The organism is Asticcacaulis sp., assembly GCF_047605585.1.
Classification (GTDB): domain Bacteria; phylum Pseudomonadota; class Alphaproteobacteria; order Caulobacterales; family Caulobacteraceae; genus Asticcacaulis.
In genome coordinates this window covers 26955-51538 of sequence record NZ_JASGFK010000007.1, presented here as the reverse complement: position 1 = coordinate 51538, position 24584 = coordinate 26955, and the positions used below count along the sequence as shown (strand labels likewise).

15 protein-coding genes are annotated in these 24584 nt (G+C 58.9%); 4 read left to right on the top strand and 11 right to left on the bottom strand.

Annotated elements, in window-relative coordinates; all coding sequences use genetic code 11:
- Window positions 1-99: 99 nt before the first annotated feature.
- Window positions 100-372 (bottom strand): hypothetical protein, encoded by a 273-nt coding sequence (locus tag QM647_RS15490; protein WP_414996448.1) that lies wholly within the window; start codon window positions 370-372, stop codon window positions 100-102.
- A 306-nt stretch (window positions 373-678) separates the two neighbouring features.
- Between QM647_RS15490 and QM647_RS15485 the strand changes: the two genes are divergently transcribed.
- Window positions 679-3024 (top strand): EAL domain-containing protein, encoded by a 2346-nt coding sequence (locus QM647_RS15485; protein WP_414996447.1) that lies wholly within the window; start codon window positions 679-681, stop codon window positions 3022-3024.
- Between the two features lie 40 nt (window positions 3025-3064).
- Here the strand turns inward: QM647_RS15485 and QM647_RS15480 are convergent, their stop codons facing one another.
- From QM647_RS15480 to QM647_RS15450, 7 genes are all read right to left on the bottom strand, one after another.
- Window positions 3065-4393 carry a UDP-glucose dehydrogenase family protein gene (locus QM647_RS15480; protein WP_414996446.1) on the bottom strand — a complete coding sequence of 443 codons (1329 nt, stop codon included), beginning with the start codon at window positions 4391-4393 and terminating at the stop codon, window positions 3065-3067.
- A gap of 219 nt (window positions 4394-4612) precedes the next feature.
- Window positions 4613-5773, bottom strand: coding sequence for a 1,4-beta-xylanase (locus tag QM647_RS15475; RefSeq protein ID WP_414996445.1), 1161 nt, complete (start codon window positions 5771-5773; stop codon window positions 4613-4615).
- Between the two features lie 18 nt (window positions 5774-5791).
- Complete coding sequence (locus QM647_RS15470; RefSeq protein WP_414996444.1) at window positions 5792-7903, bottom strand: beta-galactosidase; 2112 nt, start codon at window positions 7901-7903, stop codon at window positions 5792-5794.
- A 106-nt stretch (window positions 7904-8009) separates the two neighbouring features.
- Window positions 8010-10733, bottom strand: a complete 2724-nt coding sequence (locus QM647_RS15465; protein WP_414996443.1) for a TonB-dependent receptor — start codon at window positions 10731-10733, stop codon at window positions 8010-8012.
- A gap of 379 nt (window positions 10734-11112) precedes the next feature.
- Window positions 11113-12981, bottom strand: coding sequence for a beta-galactosidase (locus QM647_RS15460; protein ID WP_414996442.1), 1869 nt, complete (start codon window positions 12979-12981; stop codon window positions 11113-11115).
- 231 nt (window positions 12982-13212) lie between these two features.
- Entirely contained in the window at window positions 13213-13992 is a 780-nt protein-coding gene (locus tag QM647_RS15455; protein ID WP_414996441.1) for a FadR/GntR family transcriptional regulator, read from the bottom strand.
- Window positions 13993-14054: 62 nt separating this feature from the next.
- Window positions 14055-15497 (bottom strand): glycoside hydrolase, encoded by a 1443-nt coding sequence (locus tag QM647_RS15450; RefSeq protein WP_414996440.1) that lies wholly within the window; start codon window positions 15495-15497, stop codon window positions 14055-14057.
- 623 nt (window positions 15498-16120) lie between these two features.
- Here QM647_RS15450 and QM647_RS15445 point away from each other — a divergent pair.
- The 3 genes from QM647_RS15445 (at window position 16121) to QM647_RS15435 (ending at window position 21734) form a co-directional block, all read left to right on the top strand.
- Window positions 16121-17764: a sodium:solute symporter family transporter gene (locus QM647_RS15445; RefSeq protein ID WP_414996439.1), complete on the top strand. Its 1644-nt coding sequence runs from the start codon at window positions 16121-16123 to the stop codon at window positions 17762-17764.
- Window positions 17765-17986: 222 nt separating this feature from the next.
- Window positions 17987-19189 (top strand): MFS transporter, encoded by a 1203-nt coding sequence (locus QM647_RS15440; RefSeq protein WP_414996438.1) that lies wholly within the window; start codon window positions 17987-17989, stop codon window positions 19187-19189.
- Between the two features lie 76 nt (window positions 19190-19265).
- Window positions 19266-21734 (top strand): zinc-dependent metalloprotease, encoded by a 2469-nt coding sequence (locus tag QM647_RS15435; RefSeq protein WP_414996437.1) that lies wholly within the window; start codon window positions 19266-19268, stop codon window positions 21732-21734.
- A gap of 352 nt (window positions 21735-22086) precedes the next feature.
- On the opposite strand, the gene QM647_RS15430 is transcribed toward QM647_RS15435, so the two are convergent.
- The 3 genes from QM647_RS15430 to QM647_RS15420 all read right to left on the bottom strand — a co-directional run bounded on the left by QM647_RS15430 (window position 22087) and on the right by QM647_RS15420 (window position 24563).
- Window positions 22087-22650: a hypothetical protein gene (locus QM647_RS15430; RefSeq protein ID WP_414996436.1), complete on the bottom strand. Its 564-nt coding sequence runs from the start codon at window positions 22648-22650 to the stop codon at window positions 22087-22089.
- A gap of 10 nt (window positions 22651-22660) precedes the next feature.
- Window positions 22661-23605, bottom strand: coding sequence for an ABC transporter substrate-binding protein (locus QM647_RS15425; RefSeq protein WP_414996435.1), 945 nt, complete (start codon window positions 23603-23605; stop codon window positions 22661-22663).
- A 97-nt stretch (window positions 23606-23702) separates the two neighbouring features.
- Window positions 23703-24563, bottom strand: a complete 861-nt coding sequence (locus tag QM647_RS15420; RefSeq protein ID WP_414996434.1) for a TauD/TfdA dioxygenase family protein — start codon at window positions 24561-24563, stop codon at window positions 23703-23705.
- Window positions 24564-24584: the final 21 nt, after the last annotated feature.

Here is a 24584-nt window from a genome sequence, read left to right as displayed (position 1 = left end):
AAGGAACAACAGTCTTTCTGGCGCAAGTCGATCAGCGGCACAAACACATCTAGCGCATACAAATAGGTAGCTAAAAACAGCCGGACCATCTGCCTCTAGTCAGCTATTGCGATTTACCGACTGCATCACTTCACGGATGTCGCGCGCGGCTTCCCCCGCCGTCATGTCACCGGATCGGACGATAGCCAGCATGCGGTTGAGATAACCGGACATCTGACGCGCCTGTTCGTTCGACAGCTCGATATCGAACAATGTCAGTATATCATCGCGCGTTTCCCTCTCGGTCAGGGTGTGTTTTTTGAGGCCGTCGAGAGTGAGTTCGACGGCCGCGGCGCTGTCGGCGGCCGCAAGGGTGGCGGGAATAGCGGTCATGGCCTCGCTCCTCTGTAAGGTAAACAGCCTACTGCCAGCCCTTACCGCGACTTCTGGCGGCAGGCCCTCATACAAACGCGTTCGATATAAATTTTCAGTCAGAAAAGCTGGGATTGAAGGCGATAATCTTTCCGACACGGACAAACAAGCGGCCGGTAAGCCCTTATACAGCCACTCGCAGATCAACCTGCCTCATACGTTCACGTGTCACGACGCACAACCCAATGTTACACATTTGAATTATTTCGCGTTAAACTCGAAGCAACCTTATGTTGTTACCGTTCCCGCATTGCGGGAGTTTAGTGTATGTTTTCCATAGTGGAATGTATCACCCACCAGCATGATTACACGCTGGTTGTGCTGGCGGCGGGCATCTGCCTGATCGGATGTTTTACCTTTTTCCTTTTGCTCAATCGCGCGCAGGAGTGCACGCATAATCGCCAGCGCCACTGGCGCCTGACGGCTGCGGTCGCCGGTGGCGTAGGCATCTGGGCCACACATTTCCTGGCCATGCTCGCCTACAAGGGCAGCGTCCCCATGTCATTCGCACCGGGCCTGACCATCGCCTCCGTGGCCTTTGTAATAGGCATATGGTGGATAGGCCTCGTTGCAATCCCTGCAAGATCAGGGCTGATGGGCGCGACCGTGACCGGCGTCATCCTGACCCTGGGCATAGCCGTTATGCATTATTCCGGCATCGCCGCGATCGAAATACCAGGTCGAATTTCAATCAACCTGTCGGCTGCTTTCTGGGCGAGTGTTATCTCGGCCATTCTTGTCTGTGCCGCCTTCCTCGCCTTCGACCACCTGCCTCATCGCGCCCGCCTGATCGCCCCGCCGCTACTGCTTGTCCTGGGGATCGTCAGTCTACACTTTGGCGGGATGACGGCCATGGCGATCGTGCCGGACCCTAGAATAGCCATTCCAGAGACCAGCCTGAGCAAAACCTGGCTCACGGGCTCTATATTCATTGCTACGACGGCTCTGATCACGCTGTCCGCTCTCGCCGTATTTCTCGACCGTTATCTAACCGATTTGAAAGGCCTGACCGATGCCACGCTCGATGGTTTGCTGATCTGTCGCGATGGCCGGATCATCGAAAGCAATGCGCGCATGGCGGCACTCTGCGGAGTGTCACTGAAACAGATGATCGGGCAGTCACCTGATACCTATCTGACATTCGACCTGATCGACGATGATTCAGCAGCGGGTGTTCTGGCGGTCGATGGTGTTCTTCGCCCGGTTTCCGGTGAGATGCGCGAGGTAGAGGTTACCCGGCATCAGCTGGAATACCGTGGGCGCCTATCCGATGTGCTGGGCATACATGATGTCACCGAGACCAAACTGGCCCAGCGTCAGGTTGAGCACATGGCTCGCCATGACGGCCTGACCGGCCTGCCAAACCGCACCCTGCTGGAAGAACGCCTGCATCAGGCCCTGGCGATGACGGAGCGCGCGCACTCCACCCTGGCCGTGCTTGCCCTTGATCTCGATCGCTTCAAGGCGGTCAATGATATCTTCGGTCATGCCAGAGGCGACGAGATCTTGCGTCGAGTGGCCGACATCCTGCGTTCAGCGACGCGCGCCGGCGACACCGTGGCGCGGATCGGAGGCGACGAATTTGTTATCGTCCAGATGGGGGGCGCGCAACCCGAAGCGGCGCGTCATCTGTGCGAGCGCATCCTTGCCACCTTTGCAGAAGAAATGGATACGGCACGCGATCCGACAGCCGTCGGTGTTTCGATCGGTGTGGCCGTGGGTCCACAGGACGCGCACGATGCCGATGGCCTGCGCCACTGTGCCGACATCGCCCTTTACCGCGCCAAGCAGGCCGGTCGCGGAAATGCACGTTTCTTCGATCTGGAGATGGACAATGAAGTCCGCGCCCGGCGGGCACTTGAACATGATCTGCGACACGCCATTCTGCGTAGCCAGCTCTCAATCGCCTATCAGCCGCTCGTTGCTACCGCCACTGGACAGATTTCCGGCTATGAAGCCTTGTTGCGCTGGAATCACCCCGACCTGGGCCAGATTCTGCCCGAGCGCTTCATTCCCATTGCCGAGGAGAGCGGCACAATCGTTGCACTGGGCGAGTGGGTGCTGACCGAAGCGTGCGAGGCCGCCGCACATTGGAGCGACGATCTGATCGTAGCCGTCAATGTTTCGACCGTACAGTTCCAGGTGCCAAATCTCGTCGATGTCGTCGATAGTGTCCTGAAGCAAACAGGCCTCTCACCGGGCCGGCTTGAAATAGAAATCACCGAGTCGGTACTCATCCGCGACAAGCGTGGCGCATTGGAGACCCTCAAACGCCTCAAGGCCTTAGGCGTGCGGATCGTTATGGACGACTTTGGCACCGGCTATTCGTCCCTGAGCAACCTGCAGAGCTTCCCCTTCGACAAGCTCAAGATCGACCGCAGCTTTGTCAGCGCCCTGGAAGCCGATGGCGCCGCCCGTTCCATTGTCCGTGCCATTGTCGGTCTGGGCCGCAGCCTGAAGCTTCCGGTTGTCGCCGAAGGAGTCGAAACCGAGGCGCAAAGACGCATGGTGCATGAAGAAGGCTGCCCTCAGGCCCAGGGCTTCCTCTTCGGGGAACCGGGGCGCCCGCCCATGCCGGCGGTGATCCTGCAGGTGTCCAGACAGGCTTTATAGATCAGTCGCTCACGCCTTGAGACTCCCTGTCACTGCAGCCTTATTCGGCGGCGGCAATATCCTCGCTCGGTCTTCCGATCGAGGAATAGATGAAGCCGTGACGCGCCACCTCTTCCTTGCGGTATATGTTGCGCAGGTCGACCAGGATGGGCGAGGTCAGCGCCGCCTTGATGCGCTTCAGGTCCAGGCCACGGAACTCATTCCATTCGGTGACGATGACTACGGCATCGGCACCGGTGGCCGCGTCATAGGCGCCTTCGCAATAGGTAATCGGCGGCAGGACGGCCTTGGCGTTCTCCATGCCTTCCGGATCAAAGCCGCGAATGGTGGCGCCGGCCTCAACCAGCTCCTCGATGATTGTGATAGCTGGTGAATCGCGCATGTCGTCGGTTTCCGGCTTGAAGGTCAGGCCAAGCACGGCCACCGTCTTGCCTGTGACGCTGCCCCCCAGGGCCTTGATCACCTTCTTCGCCATCTTCGACTTGCGGGTATCGTTGATATCCACGGTGGTCTCAATCAGCTTGATCGGCGCGCCAAAATCCTGCGCCGTCTTAACCAGAGCCAGGGTGTCCTTCGGGAAGCAGGAGCCACCATAGCCGGGACCGGCATGCAGGAACTTGGTGCCGATACGGTTATCGAGCCCGATGCCGCGCGCCACTTCCTGGACATTGGCACCGACCGCTTCGCACAGGTCGGCCATTTCGTTGATGTAGGTGATCTTCATCGCCAGGAAGGCGTTGGCGGCGTACTTGATCAGCTCGGAGGTGCGGCGCGTGGTGAACATCAGCGGCGACTGGTTGATGAACAGCGGGCGATAGACTTCGGTCATGACTGGGCGGGCACGCTCGTCCTCGATGCCGACCACGATGCGGTTTGGAATCATGAAATCCTTGATCGCCGCCCCTTCACGCAGGAATTCCGGGTTGGAAACCACAGCCACATCAGCCTCCGGATTGGTTTCGCGGATGACGCGCTCGACTTCGTCGCCAGTGCCTACTGGCACAGTCGACTTGGTGACCACGACCGTGAACCCCTCGACCGAGCGGGCGATATCACGCGCGGCGGCGTAGACATATTTCAGGTCAGCGTGTCCAGTTTCCGGATGCGGCGGCGTGCCTACTCCGATGAACACAACATCGGCGCCGGCAACGGCTTCCTTGATATCCGTGGTAAAGGTCAGGCGCCCGGCCTTGACATTATCGAGCGTCATGTCCTCAAGGCCCGGCTCGAAGATCGGGATGACGCCCTTCTTCAGGCCTTCGATCTTGTCAGCGTTGAGATCCATGCAGACAACGTCGTGGCCAAATTCGGCGAAACACACTCCCGAAACCAGGCCAACATAGCCTGAACCAATCATCGTAATCTTCATTTCTTGGACCTTAGTTTGCTAGCGAGTCATCTGACCTTCGGTCGCAACCAAGCCCAAATGCCGCTGCGAAGGCAAGCGAAATATGGTGACCGATTGTATCAGGCCGCTTGTAATGCGGACGAACGGGCGAAATCCGCGCTCCATCTCCAATAGCAGAAATAAAAGGGGCACCTTTACAGATGCCCCTCTCTGCGGCCTCATGCCCGACTGCTGTGCGACCTACTTCTTCTTGAATGCTTTTTCGGCCTCTGCGGTCATGGCCTTGATCTGGGCCGGTTCGGCGGCACGATAGGGTGTACCGTCCGGATAGAAGATATCGTGGAACCAAAGGGTCGGCGGGGTCTTGGTATAGGGCTTTTCCCATGAGTCCCAAGGCATGTTGGTCTGGCTCTTGCCCAGCACGAAGCCCCAGTTGATGGCGCCGACATTGTATTTGCGCGCCATCGGCAGGGCTGAATCAAACGTTGAGCCGTTACCCCGGGCCATATATTCGGTCATGATCAGCGGACGACCATAGGGCTGCAGCGACTTGATGCGTTCTTCCAGGCGTTCGGGCCAGTCATAGCTGTGGAAGCTGATGACGTCCGACTCGTCGATCTGCACGCGCTCAACCGCGTTCAGCTTACCGTTCGGCGACCAGTCGTCATTGTGCCACACGCCCGAGGTCAGCGGTTGGATCGGGTCTTGCGTCCGCGCCCAGGCAAAGACCTGCGGCAGCAGCTTGGCGACCTGCGTCGTCTTGGTGGCTTCATCGAGCTGCTTGTAATTGCCGCCGCCCTGGTTATCTGGCTCGTTCCACACATCCCAGGCCAGGATGCGGTCATCCTTGGCAAAGGCACCGACAATGCCCTTGACATAGGATTCGTACTGGCTCCAGCCAGCCTCGTCCATCAGGCCGGCGGTGCCAGGCGACTGCACCCAGCCGGAATTATGCACACCGGGGATCGGCGGATGCTGCGGCCCCAGCTTCGGGTTCGGATCCCAGCAGGAATCGAACAGGACCAGCATCGGCTTGATGTGGTGCTTGGCCGCCAGATCGAGCACGATATTGATGCGCTTTTTGAAGCCTTCCGGATCCTGCGCCCACAACTGGTCTTGCAGGAAGATGCGCATGGTGTTCATGCCGATGCCCTCGGCATACCCGAACTCCTTGTCGATTTCGGCCGGGTTGAAGGTATCGGCCTGCCACATCTCGAACTGGTTGATCGCGTCGGTCGGCAGGAAGTTGGACCCCACCAGCCAGCGCTGCTGGCCATACCAAGAATTGGCCTTCGCCGCAGACCACCGAGACGTCTCGGCATCGGCCTGCCCGCTAAGTATGGCCAGAAGCGCCACAGATGCCACGCTGGCGCGTAATGCTTTCGAAGACATGAAACTCATGACGATTTCCTCCAGTTATTATTTGTTTTCTTCAATGATTTTGATGCCCCAGGGCTCAAGGCCCAAGTCCGTGTTGGCCGCCACGCCGGCACCTGACAAAAGCTCCTTGCCGGCGGCGAACTGGTAGGACAGGGTTTGCGGCGTCGCGGAATAGTTCAGGACATAATGGACGCTGTGGCCATTCTGCAAAGTGCCGGAACGCACAATAATCGGGAAGCGCGCCCCTGACGAACGATCAGCTACGTCCGCGCCCAGGACTTCCTGCGCCATGATCTTGTCGATCAGGGCATCGGTGGGCATGAAGCCGATATAGGTTACCTGCCCCTTGCCGTACTGATTGCGCGTCACGGCGGCATAGTCTGGCCATGAGGCGTGCTTATAACGCGCCACCACCTTGGCCGTGGTCGGCGTCACAAATTCCATCCACCAACGCGCCTTGTTATCCGCCTCGCCTACGCCGAACGGATCGCCTTCGAGCGACACATTGTCCGGTATTGTGAACTGGTTGTATTTTATGCCGGCGGCCTCGGCGATATGGCCGGGCTGACTCTCATAGCGCACCTTGGTGTTCTCATCCGAGAAACCGCTTTTGAAGGTGTAGACGAGATGCCCGCCTTTTTTGGCAAAGGCGTTCAAGCGGTCGATTTCGGCATCGCTGGCGGCGTAGAGCGCCGGCACGATGATTAACTGATAATCGTCCAGCGGCGTGGTTGATGACGGCGACAGGATATCGACCTCGACATTCTGGCGATACAGGGAATCGTAGAAGGGCCGCAGCACATCGTTATACCCGATGCTCTTGCCCTCGGCATTCATCCGAAAGGCATCAAAGCCGCTGAGCGCTGTATTGCTGACATAGATCGCAACCTTGTTATGCTTGCGCATATGCACGAGCTTTGGCCCCAGGCGCCTGAAATCGGCGCCGATGGTCTTGGCCTCCTCGTAGGTCGCATTCGGCTGATAATCCTGAGAGAGCAGCCCGCGCCAGTAGGTTTCGATGGCATTGGCGGTCGTGGCCCAGTGCCAGTATTCCACCATGTCGGCGCCCGATGCCAGATGGCTGAACGCCTGGAGCCGCAGTTGCCCCGGATAGGGCGTCCAGTCCGGGAAGCCTTGCGCCTCGGTTTCCAGCACCAGATAGTTTTGGCCATTCTTCATCGAGCGTGTGACATCGCCGCCGAAGGCAATTTCAGTGCCTGTCAGCTTGTCCTGGCTGGGGTGATAGATATCGATACCGGCGATATCGAGCGGCTTGGCCGCTTCCCAGTGATTGACCTCCGGCTGGATGCCATAGGAATAGCCGCGCCAGCCGAGGTCGAAATTCTGCGTGATGAACTGGTCCGGCCGGGCATGCAGGCGCACCAGCCCTGCCTGCCACGTCAAGAAGTCTGTGACCAGACCACGCTGGTATTCGGCGAAGGCATTGGAAAGGCTGGCATTGATGGAGCCATTTACCGAGGGAAAATCCTCCCAGCTATTGATCCGGTTGCTCCAGTAGTCGAGCCCAAACGCCTTGTTCAGATCGTCGAGGTTCGGATATGCCTGCTTCATATGCGCCACGAAGCCGGCCTGCACATTCGGGCCGCTGGTATTATAGGCCTTGGTCTCGTTATCGACCTGATAGCCGATGACCGCTGGATTGTCCTTCACGTGGTCGATCAGCGCGATAATCACCCGCTCTGACGCCCGGCGGTAATCCGGATCGGTGATATCCATGTTCTGGCGCGGGCCATATCTGTTCGGGCCCTGCGGGGTGATGGCCAGCACATTGGGATGCTCGCGGACAAGCCAGGTCGGCACGGCATAGGTCGGCGTGCCGACAATGACCTTGATGCCCTGCCTGCTCATGGCAGCGAGCGTGCGATCAATATGGCTGAAATCGAAAGTGCCGTCTTTAGGCTCAAGCGTGCCCCAGGTGGATTCGGCGATACGAACCACCGAAATACCCGCCGCCTTCATCATGCGCGCGTCTTCCTCGACACGATCGACCGGCGTGTATTCGTCGTAATAGGCGACACCATAGAGGATGGTGTCCGGTTTTTTGGGTTCGGCGCAAGCGGCACTCGACCACAGACCAAGCAAACCGGTCAGCACGGAGAGCGTGATGGCGAAGGAGTTGCGCGTTCTCATCGAAGGACACCTGTATAATATCGATGGGGCCGCATCCGACTGGACCGGCCCCAGAAGCTTGAACTCAGCTCATGGCCGGAGCCGTCCGAAGACGGCCCCTCCTCAATCATTTGTACTTGAACCGCAGCGACAGGCCATAGTAGCGGCCTTCGTCACGGATATCGCGGACGAACTGCTTGCCGCCTTCGTACTCATGGAAGTTATGGAACGGCTGAGCCAGGATATTCGAAGCATCGAAGTTAATCGTATAGGTATCGTTCGGCGAATAGCTGAACGAGTAGTCCAGACGATTTACAGACTCCGTGCCTTCACCTTCCCAGGCACCGCTACGGTTGTCGTAAGAGTTGATCCAGCGCGAGCGGCCGTTATAGGACAGACGTGTGGAGATCTTACCCTTTTCGTAGAACAGGGCCAGGTTATAGCTCCAATTGGACACGCCCGGAATCTTCACCATCTGTCCAGCGGTGCCGAAGGTGTCCGGCAGTTCGTTATAGGCATCGATATAGGTCAGGTTCGCCTGAACACCGAAACCATTCCAGACGCCTGGCAGGAAGTCGAGGAAGGTTTGACCGGCAACTTCCACGCCCTTGATCTTGCCACTACCCGCGTTTTCCGGTCGGTTGATGAGCATTGTACCATAGGTCGGATCTTGGACCACTATGTTGTAGTTGCTGATAAAGCCCCACAGGTCATGATAGAACACCGCCACACTCGCCGACGTATTACCTGATGGATAGTATTCCCAGGTAATGTCATAATTAGTCGAGGTTAGCGGCTTCAGATCCATATTACCTGTGGACCCTTTTGCATCATAAAGGTCCGCGTCTTCGCCCTTGTTCTGCCCAATGCTCAAAGTTGGGTTGAGCTGACTGAAGTCAGGGCGTGTACGCGTTTTGGTGATGCCCAGACGAATCTGCATATCACTGGTCGGCTTCAGACGCATGCTGACGTTCGGCAGGACATCAATGTAGTTCTGCGTCAGGGAGTTATTGGTAACCGTGGTAACGTCGTTCCAGGTGATGCTGGAAACACCAAAATTTTTGGACATCGTATTGACGACACGGATACCGATATTCCCGTCAACATCCGAGTTGAAGAAATGGGTTTCATACCGTCCTTGCAGATAGCCAGTACGGGTGGCTTCCTTCGCTCTGAAACCCGAAACATAGGGCATCAGGTCGGCTTGCCAGTTCGCAACGCCACCCGTATCACCCATTTCTGCCAGGGCCGCACGGGTGTCGGCCAGAAGGGTCGAGATATTGTCAACAATACCGGCGCGTGACGGTTGCAGATAGTTGCGGAAGCCCTGCTCGCCACCACGGAAGGTATCCTGAGTCAGAGACAGGTCCCCCACGCCGATGGAGTCGAACGGAATGGCGAGCGGTAAGACCCATCCATAACGGGAATTGCTTTCGAGGAAGGCATTGCGGTCCGAATAACGCAAGCCCGCTTTGATCTGCTTGAAGATACCCCAGTCTGTGTCATAGACCGCATCGCCGCGCCACTGGATGCCGTTGCCGCCGACCTTGTAGATGCTCTCGTAATAGCCGCGCCAGATATATTGGCTGGGATCAGATACATCGAGACCAACGGCATTCCAGGCCGTGCCGCCATCTGAGACGAAGTTGACATCGATCGGATATGACTGCTTGATCGCTGAGTCGAGGCTCCACGAGGAGCTCTCATACAAACTGTTGGTATAGGCCAGATCGGTGGAGAGCTTCAGCCTGCCGTTAGTCCAGCTGCCGCCCACCGCGATCTGCTGCGTATCAGTACGGTCAAAACCGGTCGAACGATAGAACAGGATCGGGTCGCCACCCGTGTTCGTCATGCTCAGGACCTGATCGGTCCCTTCCTGGAGCACGACATTGCTTTTCGTACCATTCCACAGCGGCGCCTGTGCCCAGTCATTCCAATGCTCAGCACGGTAGGCCTGCCACAGCAGGTCAGCATAGACTTCAACCTGATCGTTCGGCTTCCATTGCAGCGTGGCATTGGCCGACGGCCGCCAGCGGTGACCGGTATCCATATAGACGCCGACGGAATTCGGATAACGGATCGTCTGGCCGTCAACTGTGGCCGACGCAATATAACCATCCGCCCAGCGAACAGCGTTACGGAAATCCTGCTCGGTGTAGGACAGATTCAACAGCGCTCCGATATCGCCATGGCTGGTCGACCAGCGATCGGTGATCAGGACGTTTCCGTTTGTGTTGAACTTGTCGTTCTGGTCGTTATAGGTCTCGCGGATGGCGCCATCGATTTCAAAGCCGGTGAAATCGAACGGCCGGCGGGTACGCACATTGATCAGACCAGCCAGACCCGGTTCCAGCAGATCAGCCGAGCCGGACTTGTAAACTTCCATGCCGGCGAGCGCGCCGGATGGGAAATCCTGCAGCTGGACGCGACGCAGTTCGGCGGTTGAGATATCCCGCCCGTTGACGGTAGTCGCCACGTCAGGCAGGCCACGCACCAGCACACCGCTGCCTTCATCGCTGCCGTGAACAATCTGGATGCCCGGCAGGCGCGCCAGCGATTCAGCGGCGTTCACATCCGGCAGCTTGCCGATATCTTCTGCGACGACCGCGTCAACGATAGAATCGGAGCGGCGCTTGATCGCTTGGGCAGAGCGCAAGCTGGCGCGATAGCCTTTAACCACAACGACCGTGGGATCGATTTTTTCGTCCGCCTTGTCGCTGGTCTTGTCTGTCGCGGACTGATCGGTTGTGGCGGCTGCCGGGGCCTGGCCTGCATCCTGCGCAAAAGCGGCGCCACTGGCCATCATCAGGACGATGGATGCGGACGCAAGTAATCTGATCTTGGACTTCATAAATTCCCTCCTTTTTCTTTGTCGGCGTCAACGCGCCGGTTGAGGGGATTTGTAAGACAATATGATTTTATTTTCAAATCAGATTTATAAAAAAAGGCTGATGAGAGGCTATCGTATCAATTATGTAACACCAATATTTCAATAACGACTTTTCCCAGCCTTATGCAAAAGTAGAATTACATATAATTGATTGTATTGTGATATTTTTTTGGCAATCGAAGTCAACGCGCGTCCCAGCCTGGCGGCTATGCCACCTGGTCATTGCTGGAACACAAGACGTCATTTAGTCTTACAAATTTCAATGACGTTGCGATTTTAAAGCCGATTAATTTGACGCTGAAATAGCACCCGGCCCTTCGGTACCGAATCCGATTCGAAGTCAGGCCTTAACGAGACCCGGCAAATCCCAGATCTCGTTGGGCCCGCCGGCGATGGTACGCTCGCCGACCTCGTGCAGGTCGAGCACAACCACCTCATTTACCCCCGGCTTCAACCAGGGCCCCGGAACGAACATTGCGCGCTGCGGCCCCACCGACCAGTAACGGCCAAGGTTATACCCGTTGACAAAGACACAGCCCTTACCCCAGCCGCGCATATCAAGAAAAGTAAAGCCTGGCGTGGCGGTATTGGCCGCAACCTCAAATGTCCCGCGATAAAAGGCCGGTCCCTTCGCGGGCTTTGATGTAAATTTCAGCCCGGAGATATCGTCAAAGGCCGCGCCAGACTGTTCCCAGCCTTCAAGCGGCACCCCATTCAGGCTGGCCGTACCGATCAGGCCCTTCTGGTCGCGGCCGATATTCTTGCCGTAATTGCAATGGCCGTGGGTATCGACCCAGATTTCCAACACGCCCCCCTTAGGTACATCGATCCGAACCGATTTTTCCTTCAGGCGCCGATCGAGCGTGGCCACCGTCTCGCCATTGACCCGGATCAGAGCGTAATCGCGCACATCCGCAAAGCTCAAATCCCCCGACAGGGCCTTCGCAGCGTGGTGGCGATAAACCATCAGGCCATGCATCTGACCCAGCACGTCCAGAGACTTCGGCGATGAGGTTTGTACGGGCTTGCTGAATAGCGGCTCTAATGGCGCTGCCTCCGTTAAGCGGAAACGCGGCACGATGACCGGCACCTCGGCCGCCGGCAGTGGCGCGAAGGCTGCAGCCGGCAGGTAGTTCTGGAACAGGGCTTTCACCGCCTCATATTTCGGCGTTGGCCGGCCGGCTTCATCCAGGATAGCATCGTAATCATAGCTGGAAATATCCGCGCTATAGCCTTTCGAATCCCAGTTGGCACCCGCATACCATCCAAATGAGGTGCCGCCATGTAGCATATAGAAGCTGATCGACATCTTGCGATCGAGCATCCATTTCAGACTGTCGATCAGCGGCGGAATTTCCATGGTGGTGTGCAGGTCGCCAAAGGCGTCATACCAACCGCCCCAAAGCTCGGAATTAAAGAACGGCCCATCGGACCGCACCTTTGCCCGTGCCGCGAACTCTTCCTCGGCCTTGTAATTGGTGCCGAAATTAATGCCGGCGACGATCCCCGGCAGCGAGCCGTTAGCGACGAATTGTGACGGATCGGCGGTATAGAGCAGGCCCGAGAAGCCCGCATCGCGCTCGGCTTCCATTACCTGGCGCATATAGTCATGGTCAGCGCCGAAGGCGCCATATTCGTTTTCGATCTGGGTCAGGATGACCGGCCCGCCATTATCGATCAGCAGCGGCACCAGTTCCTGCCCCAGGCGCTTGAACCAGGCCTTCATAGGTTCGATGAATTTAGGATCGCTGGTGCGGGCGATGCCGGTCTCTTCCGGAAACAGCCAGGCGGGCAATCCACCGCTATCCCACTCGGCGCAGACGTAAGGCCCAGGACGCAGATTGACCCACAACCCCTCTTCCTGCGCCATTTTGATATAGGCGACGATATCGAGATTGCCGCTGAAATCGAACACACCCGGCGATGGCTCGTGAGCGTTCCAGAAGACGTAGGTGGTAAGCGTATTGAGACCGAGTGATTTCAACTTGCGCAAACGGTCGCGCCAATATTCGCGCGGGATGCGGGGATAGTGCATTTCCCCGGCCAGGATCTGGAATGGCTTGCCATCAAGCATGAACTGATCGTTCACCACCGTAAAACGCGATGTGGCCGCCTGGGTCGTGCCCGCGCCCGACAGAGCGATCACCGCACCCGTGCTGCCAACCATGGTCAGGAAATTCCGCCGCGTCTGATCGATCCGCTTGCCCATGTCTCACTTCTCCTGCCTTGCACCGCACAAAATTAATGCGATTAATTTTTCTCAGCCGCCTTCAGTTATCCGGACAATCAGAAAGGCGCATGCCCGCAGGCGCCACCATCCACATAAAACTCAGATACTTTTCTACATGTCGGACAAATGCAGCCGCATCTGTGATGCCATGAATTATCACACAATATGAAAACGGCAATTATAAAATGTGATTTATTTTGAAATAGACGACTACTCGTCCATTTGGTTTTCACGACGCTTTTGCGAACGGCGGGTATCTTCGAGCGCCAGACGCACCAGGGTCTCCATCGACCAGCGGGCCGCACGACCATCCCCCGCCTCTATGGCCTCAAAGACGCGCGCATGATCCTGCCAACTGCTGCGCGAGTCCTTCGGGTCAGTCGATTTCAGACGCGTCGACCAGGCAATCGCTGCGGCGATCGAGCTATTCAGCGAAATCAGCACCTCGTTGCGCGTCGCGATCAGCAGGGTCTTGTGAAAATCGATATCAGCCAGCCGGCCAGACTCGGTGGCCAGGGTCTCGATACGCATGACTTCCAGTGCGTGACGCATACGCTCGACCTCGTCGGGCGTGCGGCGCTCCGCGGCAAGTTCGGCCGCCGCCGGCTCGTTGATCAGCCGCAGCTCGAAAAGGCCATTGATGAATTCCACCGTGGGTGTGGTTTCGAACATCCACCCCATGACCTCTGGATCGAGCAGGTTCCAGTCCGTCCGTTCGCGCACGCGGGTACCGCGCTTGGGGCGGCTGTCGACAAAGCCCTTGGCCGCGAGGATTTTAAGCGCCTCGCGATAAGGCGTGCGCGAAATGTTCAGCGCTTCACTGGAATCGAGCTGGAATGGCAGGGTATCACCGGGCCTGTACACACCGTTCAGGATATCAACGGCCAGCCGGTGCGCCAGTGTGCCATGCAGCCGCCCATGCGATACGGCCTCCGCATAGGTCGCGTCGGTAAATCCGTCCAGATCCGGATCTTTTTCAGTCTCAGTCATGGCAAACACCGCTCCCTTGCCACCTGTTATGGGCTCGGCAGTCGCGCAACGCAAGCCACTCGTCACGGCTGCGCGGAAACGATGAAGGTGGTGACCGACAAGGGCGGCGCCGACAACCCTTCGGCGTCAAGCGCTCCCGTAGCGGTCACCTCACCTCGATGGTCCTTGTCGGTCACGATCCGGGTTACCCGATAGCCGGTCTTCGCTGCGGGGAAATGGATATCGAGGCGGCGCTCATAAAGCCCCGGGTTGACGTGAACCACCACGAATGAGTTTCCGTCCGGCCGCACGGCCACAACCGTATCGGTATCGTCCACCGGCAGGAACCGAGCGCCCGGCCGGATATAGCGTGAGAAATTGGCCATGGCGGCATATTTAACCGTGACGTTGATCGCCGGGTCGGCCGTATTGGCGAAATCGAGCTTGATCAGCCCCCAGTTCGAGCCCTTGCCCGCTTCCATGGTTTCGCGCTCGACCGCCTGCCACAGCACCCAGGCCTGAGGTTGCAGGCGATTGATGTCGCTGACGATCTGCTCGCCAAGGGTAATCGCCGGGCGCATATCGCCAAAATCCTGCCGGACACCGGGTGGCGTCAGATCGACCTCCGACATCCACAACCGCTTGCCAGTCGCGCGCGCAATGTCACGCACCGCTGTCTTGCCGGTCGTATCGTAGCTGTGCGCGTTAAGCTGACCGATAACGTCCCTCGCCGCCTCGTCCAGGCCCGCCCAATCCTGAACGAAGGTAAGCGCGTTGGTTTCGTCCATCGCGGAGATTTCCGTATCGGCTCCTTGGCCGACAAGCGCCTTATGTACCGCCTTCAGGACCAGGGACTGGGTTGCGGGCGACCAATGCGCGCCCTCTTGGGTATTGGCGGCATACCAGTAGGATGTATTGGGTTCATTGACTGGCGACAGCGTACGGAAATGGATATGGTGACGCCGCTCAAGTTCGAGGGTCACCCGAACCAGGTAATCGGCGAACCTGTCTTCATAGCCCGGCCGTAGATTGTCATCGAGCCCACTGTCATTACCAGAGACCAGGCCACTGACTGTCATGAAATAGGGCGGCGAATTAGAGAAGGCCTCGAAGATCTGATCCTTTTGCGGCACGCGTGTACGAACGGCGTCCAGCCACCAGCGCTGACCGGCATCGGCTGACCAGTTCCACTGGGCGGGATCATCGGGTGCCCACCAGTCAGTGCCCGTAACGCCGGGAGGGCGGCGCCAGAAGCCTTGAATGTCCGCTCCCAGACGCAGGTAAGGCGTGGCTTCGGGCGCATTACCGCCACCGATATTATAGCGGGCTATATTCCAGCCCAGGCCATCCGCCCCATAAAGCAGGTCGGCCAAATGTTCACGTTGCGCCGGCGGCAACTTGCCAGTCACATTGGCAAACCAGGCCAGAGCCGTGCCCCAGCCCTCAAAGGGCTTCCCCGGCGTGTCCCAGCGCGGGCGTATCTCTACACTTACCGCTTTTGACGCCGCGGGCGCTGGTTCGGCCAATAGGCCTTTCGGGATTGGCGCAAAAGTCAGAACAAGCGCCAGAAGCCAGATGTATCTCCTGTTTGGCATCGTATCTCCAACTCTCCAGCGCATTTACTCCCTCATACCCCGGGCAGTGGACGGAAAAAAGCCGTGCATAGTGTCGTCTCTATCCGCACGGTGTTAGCGGCTTGAAACGACACTACACACGGCTGTGACCGAATCGACAATGGCCGAGTTAAGAAGGGGCCAGGGAGACTGAAACCCTTCAGGAACCTTAGGCGGCAACCGCTACAAGGCAGCCCTCGCGGGACGGCACCTCTTAAAGCTCTTCGCAATTAAATCACACTTAATGTTCAAAGCAAGAAGAATTGTACGATTTATTTTTATCGACTGATGCGACACGTGTTTCATGCACAACGTGAAATTCGTTTGAGATTTCACACAAAACCCCTGCTTCCGAACGATGCTGAATGCGTTGACAGCGGCACCCACTCACCCATAAATGCGATTAAATTTCCGGATCGGCAAATGGCGGGGCAATAAGCCGTCGCGCCATCTGGACGTGTTGGGCCCGACACATTACGAACGGGTAGCTTGGGCATATAAACGCGCCCGGGGCTTGGCGGCGGCACAGGGGAGGCATGATGACGTCCAATTTCCTGTCACCTGTCGATATGGCTATCACCCTCTTTTACGCACTCGCCATTTTCGGCCTGGCGCAGTGGGTCTCCAGCCGCGGCCCTCGTCTGAGTGCCAGCCCCGGGGGCTATTTCTTTGCCGGCAACCAGTTGCCCTGGTGGGCCATAGGTGCCTCGCTTATCGCCGCAAACATTTCCGCCGAGCAGATCATTGGCATGTCGGGTTCGGGCTTCCGGATCGGTCTGGCGGTCGCCTCCTATGAGTGGATGTCGGCGGCCACCCTTCTGCTCGTCGGCAAGTTCATTCTGCCGGTTTTCTTCACGACCGGTAGCCAGACCATGCCCGGTTTCCTGGCTCAACGATTCGGACCCAGCGTACGCTACCTGATGGCCGTCTTCTGGCTGGGCCAGTATATCCTTGTCAACCTCACGGCCATCCTGTGGCTTGGCGGGACCGCGGTGACAACCGTAACCGGCATGGACCCTATGCTGGCCCTGGTGCTGCTTGGCGGCTTCGCTCTAACCTATCAGATTTCCGGCGGGTTGAAGGCAGTGGCCCTGACCGATGTCGTGCAAGTATCCCTTTTGATCCTGGGCGGCCTTATTATCCTGGCCGTTACCCTTGGCCGGATCGGAGGCGACAACTCGCTCCTGGGCATGGCCAGGGGAATGGATACCCTGATGACCCGCTTTCCCGAACATTTCCGCCTGATCCTGCCCAAAACCAGTCCGCACTACAAGGATTTGCCCGGCATCGCCGTGCTCATCGGCGGCATGTGGATCATGAACCTGTCCTACTGGGGCTTTAACCAGTACATCGTCCAGCGCGCCCTGGCGGGCAAGTCCCTGCCGGAAGCCCAGAAGGGTATAGCCTTCGCCGCCTATCTCAAACTGTTGATGCCGGTCATCGTCGTCCTGCCGGGCATGGCCGCGCTCCTGCTGGCGCCGGATATCGCCCGCTCCGACCAGGCCTACCCGACCATGATGACCCTTCTGCCAACGGGATGCCTGGGCCTGGTCTTTGCGGCCTTGGTGGCGGCCATCGTCGCGTCCTCGGCGTCCAAGATCAATTCGATCGCGACCATATTCACCATGGATATTGTCAAGCCGCTGGCGCCCGACCTGCCCGACCGAACTCTTGTCTCCATTGGCCGGATTTCGGCCGTCGCCGCCTTAGGCGTAGCCATCGTTGTGGCCAAACCGCTGCTGGGCAGCTTCGATCAGGTCTTTCAGTTCGGCCAGAGCCTGACCGGCTTCTTCGCGCCAGGCATCGTAGTCATATTCACGCTCGGAATGTGCTGGAAACGCTGCACCACTGCGGGGGCGTTTTCAGCCATCGCCACAGGCTTTGTCATATCGTGCCTCTTTTACACCGTATCGCATCTCCATCAGCACCCCGAAATCGGCGGCGCCCTCCCCGAATGGACCGTCACTCACCTGCCAGACATGCCGTTTCTCAACCGGGTCGGCTGGGTCTTCTGGATTTCCTCGTTCACTTGTGTCGGCGTTTCCCTACTGACAAAGGAACCGGCTTCTGACGCGGTCGTGGACCTGAGCCGTATAAATTTCAAGACCTCCCGCGCCTTCAATCTGGCCGCTCTTGGTGTCCTCATCCTGTTGACGGTGATCTACGCTATCTTTTGGTAATTCTCTTATAAATCACACTAATTATGCACCAGATATCGAATACCTTGACAATTTACTTGTTATTTGAGCCAAATTGCCATTCAGCTTCAAAATATAATCGGATTTAAATCCGAGCCAGAGGGTTGAGTGGACAAGGTGAGACGGGTCAGCAGTGAAGACATGCCCCACGGGATGCCGCGACCTTCGGAGGCGGCACAACCGCCTCGCCAGACTGGTCTCCTGATGCGGCAAGCCCTTTTCTATGGCCTCCTCTGTTCCGGAACCGGCGCCAGCCTGCCGTTCCTGCCCTCCTGGCTCAGCCATAGTGGCATGTCGGCGAAGCGGATCGGGTGGATTCTCGCCGTTCCCCTGATTGCCCGGGCCTTGACAGGGCCCCTGTCGGGCCTGTGGGCTGACCGGTTTGTCAAATATCGCACACCGCTTTTCTGGCTAGCGGTGACAACCACCGTAGCCTTCGCATTGATGGGTTTGGTCACGGGCACTGAGACGCAACGCTTCTGGCTGTTCCTGATCCTGTTCAGCATTGGCTATACCGCCAGCGCCAGCATCACACCGCTGCTAGACGCCATGACGATGCAGCTAGGCCGCAGTGGCCGTTTCAGCTTCGCCTGGGTCAGGGCCAGCGGCTCGGCAGCCTTCATCTTTGCCAATATCTGCCTCGGCTACCTGCTGCAACTGGCCGGCGTGAATGCCGTCCTGGCCTGGATGGTCGCCTCGGCCCTGTGTGTCTGCCTGGGCGCCCGCTTCCTGTTGCCCGCGCATTCACGGCTGGACCCTCAGCTTCTGGCCCGCAACGACCTCCCCAGTCTGGGCCGGCTCGCAACCCTCCTGAAAAACCGGTCTTTCGTACTGCTGATCATCTCCCTGGGCTGCCTGCAGGCCGCCCACAGCTACTATTATGCCTTCTCGACCCTCATCTGGGAAAAGGCCGGCCTGTCTCCGGCCCTATGCGGTTATTTGTGGGCCTTCGCCGTCCTGAGCGAATTGCTGTTCCTGACCTTTGGCGGCCGCCTGCGCCACCATCTGGGGCCTTGGCGCCTGCTCATCCTTGGGGCCGCCGCCGGTATACTGCGCTGGGGCCTGATGTCGGTCACCGTTGATCTGTGGCTCCTATGGCCCTTGCAGGTGCTGCACGGACTGACCTTCGCTGCGGTTTACCTCGCCGGCCTGGAGTTGGTGTTCCTGCTTGTGCCGCCAGGCTTCGAAGGCCTGGGACAGGCCATCAACTCCGCCTATGCCAGCGGCACCATGACGGGCATCGGCATGGCAGTCTCTGGCCTTGTGTTCGAGGTCTGCGGGGCCAGGGGCTATAGCCTGATGGCTGTCCTATGCGTTATCGGGCTGACCATTGCGATGTGGCTTTTTCTGACGAAGACCGACACAAGCCCCCCTTGGCCGGTGAGCTGGCTCAGACGTTCCAGCTGATAGGCTCAGGCCCTGGCTGACCCCTTGCGCGTCATCGAACCCGGATATAGGCTCGTCCTTGGCAAAGGGGGCTTCCATGCGTGTTACCACTATATCGGCAGCTGTTTTAGCGTGGGCCTGCCTAACCCTGCCCGCCTGGGCCGGTAGCCCTGCTGCCCAGTCACCCGACAAGACGTTTGAGGGCTCGACCGCCCTGTCCGGCCTTCTGCCTGTTCATGTCGATAAGGCCGCCGGCCATATCTGGCTAACCTTGCCGCCCCCCGGTCCCGACGGCGTCTCCGCGCGCTTCCTGTATGCCAACGCCCTGCGCACAGGGCTTGGCGCGGCGCCGACCTTCCTCGATCGCGGACGCGTCGGCAATACGCAGATCCTCGCCTTTCGCCGCATCGGCGGCAAGGTGGCTATTGTCTACGAAAATCCCCGCTTCCGCACGACCGGCACTCCGGCCGATGCAGGCAGCCCCGACTTTGCCACCTCCGTTGTCTGGATGGGCGATGTCACCGCCGCCACGCCCGACGGCACCTATTCTGTCGATATTTCCAGTTTCTTGACGACCGATACCCTGGGTATTGCCGAGTCTCTCGGCCAGTCGGGTGACGCCATGGGCACGGGGGATCCAAAACAGGGTGCCGGCCGCAACTTTCAGCTCAAGGGAGATCTCAGCGTCGCCGATCCGGGTTCGCTGAAGGTTTTCCCCGATAATATCGAAGTCGATGCCCTGCAAACCTATGCCTCAGACACACCTGGCGAAGAGGTTGCCAATATCGCGCCCCAGTCCCAGCAGGTCAGCTTTCTGGTCCATCATTCACTGGTGCGACTGCCAGCGCCGGGATTTGCGCCGCGCATATTCGATGATCGCATCGGCGGGTTTTCAACCCAGGTCGTCGATTTTTCAACGCCACTGGGCTCCGACGTTGTCCACGACTTCGCCAACCGCTTCCGCCTGGAAAAGCTCGACCCGTCGGCAGCGCGCTCGCGTGTAAAGACGCCGATCGTCTTTTATGTCGACCGCAACGCGCCGGAAAATATCCGCAAAGCCCTGATGGAAGGTATCGGCTGGTGGGCGCAGGCGTTTGACGAGGCCGGCTTCATAGACGCCTTCCAGGTCAAGCTTCTGCCGGAGGGCGCAGATCCACTGGATGTGCGCTATAACATGGTCAACTGGGTCGATCGCGCGACGCGCGGCTGGTCCTACGGCCAGGAAATCGTCGATCCGCGCACTGGCGAGATCGTCAAGGGCATGGTCGTCCTCGGCTCCCTGCGGACTCGTCAGGACATCATCCTGTACGAAGGCCTGGTTGGCACCGCCAAACTGGGCACGGGCGACCCGAACGATCCGGCTGTCATCGCCCTGGAACGCCTGCGCCAGCTGGGCGCGCACGAGGTTGGTCATGCCCTGGGGTTTGCCCATAACTTCGCGGCAAGCACTCAAGACCGGGCATCGGTGATGGATTATCCACCGCCGCGCATCCAGCTGGTCGATGGCGCACCGGACCTGTCGGATGCCTATGGCACCGGTGTTGGCAAATGGGACAAGGCCACCGTTGCCTGGCTTTATGGCGCGCAAAGCGACACGGAGGCGAAGCAGGCCGCCCAGGCGACTGTTCGTGCCGGCCTGCGCTATGTCCAGGACGACAATGCCCGCGCCGGCAATACGGGCCAGCCATGGGGCGGCCTGTGGGATGACGGTGCCAATCCGACAGCCGAGCTGACGCGGCTGATGGGTATCCGGCGTGTCGCCATCGACCGCTTCGACCTCAATGCCCTCACCCCCGGCGAGCCGGTCGCCGAGCTGAAGCGCAAGTTCGTGCCCCTCTGGCTGCTGCACCGTTACGAGGTCGCCGCGGCGGCTAAGGCGATCGGCGGCGTCGATTTCGCCTATTCGGTCAATGGCGATGGCCGCGAAGCCGCCCACCCTGTTACGCCCGACGCCCAGCGGGCCGCCCTTGGCGCCCTGCTCGATACCCTGTCCGCCGATCAGGTGCGTGTACCCGCCCGGCTGGTGCCGCTCCTGTCAGCGGCGCGCAACGGCAGCGACAATCGCCAGTACGATATCGAGGTCATGGATACGCCGGGCAGCCCGGTATTCGATCCGCTGACGGCCGCCGATGTCGCCGTTCAGGTGACCCTGAACGCCCTACTGGCCCCCGACCGTCTGGCCCGTATCAACCTGCAGCACGTCGCCGATCCGAACGCCTTGGGCGTGGCCGAACTGACCGACCGGCTGCTGGCGGCAACCATGCCCGGCAAGGAGAGCGACGCCCTGGCACGCCGCATCGCCTACCAGACCCTGATGAATCTCGCTGCGGTATCCCGACAGGCAGGCACCGATCCGGATGTGACGGCAATCCTGAAGGCGCGGGTCGAAGCAACCGCGCATGCTCTGGTAACGCGCAAGGGTAGCCCTGACGAGGTCGACTGGGCGAAAAACCTGTCGGCGATCTTGCTCGACACGGACGCTCTGAAGGCCGCTGTGGGCGATGGCCGCTTCAAACCAGCCGTTCCGCCTGGTGAACCAATCGGCAGCGACGACGCGTGGAATTAAAGCCCTGCCTGTCATCCTCCTCGTCTTAAGCCTCGGCTCGGCTTCCGTTCTGCAACGGATGTGTCCCTTAAGAAAGCCGTCTTCACGTTTGTATCTAGGTGAAATCCGCTGTCTCTAGGTAAAAGCCACCGTGTGCAACAAAGATATATTTGATGCATATATGAGAGATTTTTTGCGTTCCGGATGTTCCCGCGCATGATGTGGCAATGCCCCAGCACCGAGCCACCGAATAGTTCCGTGCGCGCACCCAGCGCACGCGCCTCCGCCAGCACTGCGCCCACCAGCTTTTCGCTGGTCGAGTTTGCGCGGGTTGTACCACCAAAGCCAACGATCTAAGATCTTGAGTTGCACATCACGCCAACTCCTTTACGGCGGGAATGGTGCTGGCCGCTTGCAGAGGCCTGAAGTCAATCCACTTGCGCACATCGACGGCGGCTTCAATCAGCCCTTGCGCGAGCAATGAATCAGCCTGTTCCTGCAGCGCTGATACCCGCTCCTCCTCCAGATTTACCTCATGCGTCGACGGCGATACCGTCTGCAGATAGGTTGCCACCAGTTCCAGATGGTCATTCAGAAGGTTGCGGTGAACTGTGATTGGCCGGACCGATCTGGCATCCTCGGCCTCCCAGCTCAGCCCGACCACAACCGTATGGTCATCTCCCTTTTGACTGAGATTGCGCGCGCGCGACTGCAAGGGCAGAAGACTGTCGCCTTCACGGATCAGGGTCTTGATATTGTGCAAAGCATATTGCGCACGGACAGCGGGATCTCGACTGTCCTCAAGGATGGCAACCTTGTAGCCGTGGGCGGCATAGACCTGTCCAAACCGGCCGTCGGACAGGCTTTTAGCGGTGCCGGGTCCACGGATCAACCAGACCGTATCTGAGGGTACGAGGGGAATGATGGGATGCGACATGGAAGGAGCTCTATCTGGATGTGAATTCTGTCGCGAAGGCGTCAGCGATCGGGCGTTTTTGCGGGGGCGTATCGCTGGCCTTGGACAGATGATCGACCACGCCGTCGGCTTCCGCCACAATGGACGCATCCAAGGGTACCGTATGGGGGGCGATCTGCTTCAGCATGGCAGCGGCGACATCGATTGGGAGGCCGGTGTCCTTGGAGAGCGCGGCGGCATAGTCTTGCGGATGAGCATTGCCCCATTCATAGGCCTTGGTCAGCCGGGCATTGAAATCCTGCAGCGCCGCTGTCTTGTCGTGGATGGCGGCCGGTGTCGCCACCTGATAGGCATGGCTGGTCATGAGGCCCTTGCCGCTGACCAGCACACGGGCATGATCCTGCAGCGTGGCGGTCGTCAGGAAGGGCGCCCAGGTTGACCAGGCGTCGATACTGCCGGAGGCGAAAGCGGCCTTGGCATCGGCCGGCGCCAGAAAGACAATCTGCACATCCTTTGTCGTCAGGCCTTCCTTCTCAAGTGCCCGCAACAACAAATAATGCCCGACCGATATCTTGCCCGTAGCAATGCGCTTGCCCTTTAGATCAGACAGGCTTTTCGCCTTCGAATTGGCCGGCACCACAATGGCCGTGCTGGAGCCGTCACCATAGGCAATGGCCGAGACCACCTTCAGTGGCGAGCCGTTGGCGAAGGCAAAGAGGTAGGGCGCATCCCCCACAAGCCCGACATCGACCGCACCCGCATTAAGGGCCTCCAACAGGTGCTGGGCGGCGGGAAATTCCGACCATTCCACCGTGTAAGGGGCGCCATCCAATGCGTGAGACGCTGTCATCAGAGCGCGGGTCGTCCCCTTCTGATTGCCCACCTTGAGCACAACCGCGCCGGTGGCCGGCTTCGAAGCGTTCGGCGAACAGGCAGCAAGCGTAACCGCCGCCGTCAGCAGAACGGCGGCGGCCAAGACTTTTATTCTGGGCAGGACTTTCAATCCGGACAAGACTTTTGACTTCGACAAATTGATATGTGTTTTCACGTTAAAAACCTTTCCGGACAGGCGGTTACAGATCGGCGTAGAGCGGTTCGTCGGCGATCAGAATGCGCTCAAGCACGCGCGGATAATCGCCGTAATTACGGACCGCATAGTGGACGGCGGCTCGGTTGTCCCAGAAGGCGACCGAGCCCTTGTCCCACGAGAAGCGGACCTGATATTCCGGGTTCTTATAGTGTTCGAGGATTATATCGAGCAGTTCCTGGCTCTCCGACAGTTCGAGCCGTAGGATCTGCGGATGCTGGCTGTAATTGACCCAGACGAGCTTTTCGCCGGTCTCGCGGTGCGTGCGCACGATCGGATGGGCAACCACGGGGTATTCGTGACCGGCCCGCGCCAGAGCGCTGCGGAAATCGTGCGTCACCAGTCGACCTTCGAGGCGCGCCTTGATATCATCGGGCAGGCTACGATAGACGAGCCCGGCATCGACCCAGATGGTATCACCCCCCAATTCCGGCAGGTCAACCGCGCGCAGGACCGCGCCCCACGTCGGCACCAGACGCCAGCTGGTATCGGTGTGATAAGCATCTCGCAGGGCCTTTGGCGTAGCGTCGGCGATATACTTCTTGGCATCTTCGGCGCTGATCTGGTGGATCGGCGTGATCTTGGCGTCATGCTTCGTGCTGGGATGCGTATAGAGCGGCCCGAAACGTTCGGCGAAGGCGGCGTGCTGGTCGTGGGTCAGATCCTGGTCGCGGAAGAAGACGACCTTGTATTTCAGGATGGCGGCACGGATCTCATCGCGAATGGTATCGCTGATCGGCTGGCTTAGGTCGACGCCGTGGATTTCGGCGCCGATGGTCGGTTGCAGGGGGCGGATATCAAGCTGGCCGACCGGAAAATCGGTCTTGCGCAGTGCGGATTGGGTCATGGTCATTTCCTTTCTTTAGCT

Coding starts and splice junctions, on each gene's coding strand:
- QM647_RS15470 (WP_414996444.1), bottom strand. CDS start 7,903: ATGAGAACGCGCAACTCCTTCGCCATCACGCTCTCCGTGCTGACCGGT.
- QM647_RS15430 (WP_414996436.1), bottom strand. CDS start 22,650: ATGTCGCATCCCATCATTCCCCTCGTACCCTCAGATACGGTCTGGTTG.
- QM647_RS15455 (WP_414996441.1), bottom strand. CDS start 13,992: ATGACTGAGACTGAAAAAGATCCGGATCTGGACGGATTTACCGACGCG.
- QM647_RS15435 (WP_414996437.1), top strand. CDS start 19,266: ATGCGTGTTACCACTATATCGGCAGCTGTTTTAGCGTGGGCCTGCCTA.
- QM647_RS15490 (WP_414996448.1), bottom strand. CDS start 372: ATGACCGCTATTCCCGCCACCCTTGCGGCCGCCGACAGCGCCGCGGCC.
- QM647_RS15445 (WP_414996439.1), top strand. CDS start 16,121: ATGATGACGTCCAATTTCCTGTCACCTGTCGATATGGCTATCACCCTC.
- QM647_RS15465 (WP_414996443.1), bottom strand. CDS start 10,733: ATGAAGTCCAAGATCAGATTACTTGCGTCCGCATCCATCGTCCTGATG.
- QM647_RS15440 (WP_414996438.1), top strand. CDS start 17,987: ATGCGGCAAGCCCTTTTCTATGGCCTCCTCTGTTCCGGAACCGGCGCC.
- QM647_RS15480 (WP_414996446.1), bottom strand. CDS start 4,393: ATGAAGATTACGATGATTGGTTCAGGCTATGTTGGCCTGGTTTCGGGA.
- QM647_RS15420 (WP_414996434.1), bottom strand. CDS start 24,563: ATGACCCAATCCGCACTGCGCAAGACCGATTTTCCGGTCGGCCAGCTT.
- QM647_RS15485 (WP_414996447.1), top strand. CDS start 679: ATGTTTTCCATAGTGGAATGTATCACCCACCAGCATGATTACACGCTG.
- QM647_RS15475 (WP_414996445.1), bottom strand. CDS start 5,773: ATGAGTTTCATGTCTTCGAAAGCATTACGCGCCAGCGTGGCATCTGTG.
- QM647_RS15460 (WP_414996442.1), bottom strand. CDS start 12,981: ATGGGCAAGCGGATCGATCAGACGCGGCGGAATTTCCTGACCATGGTT.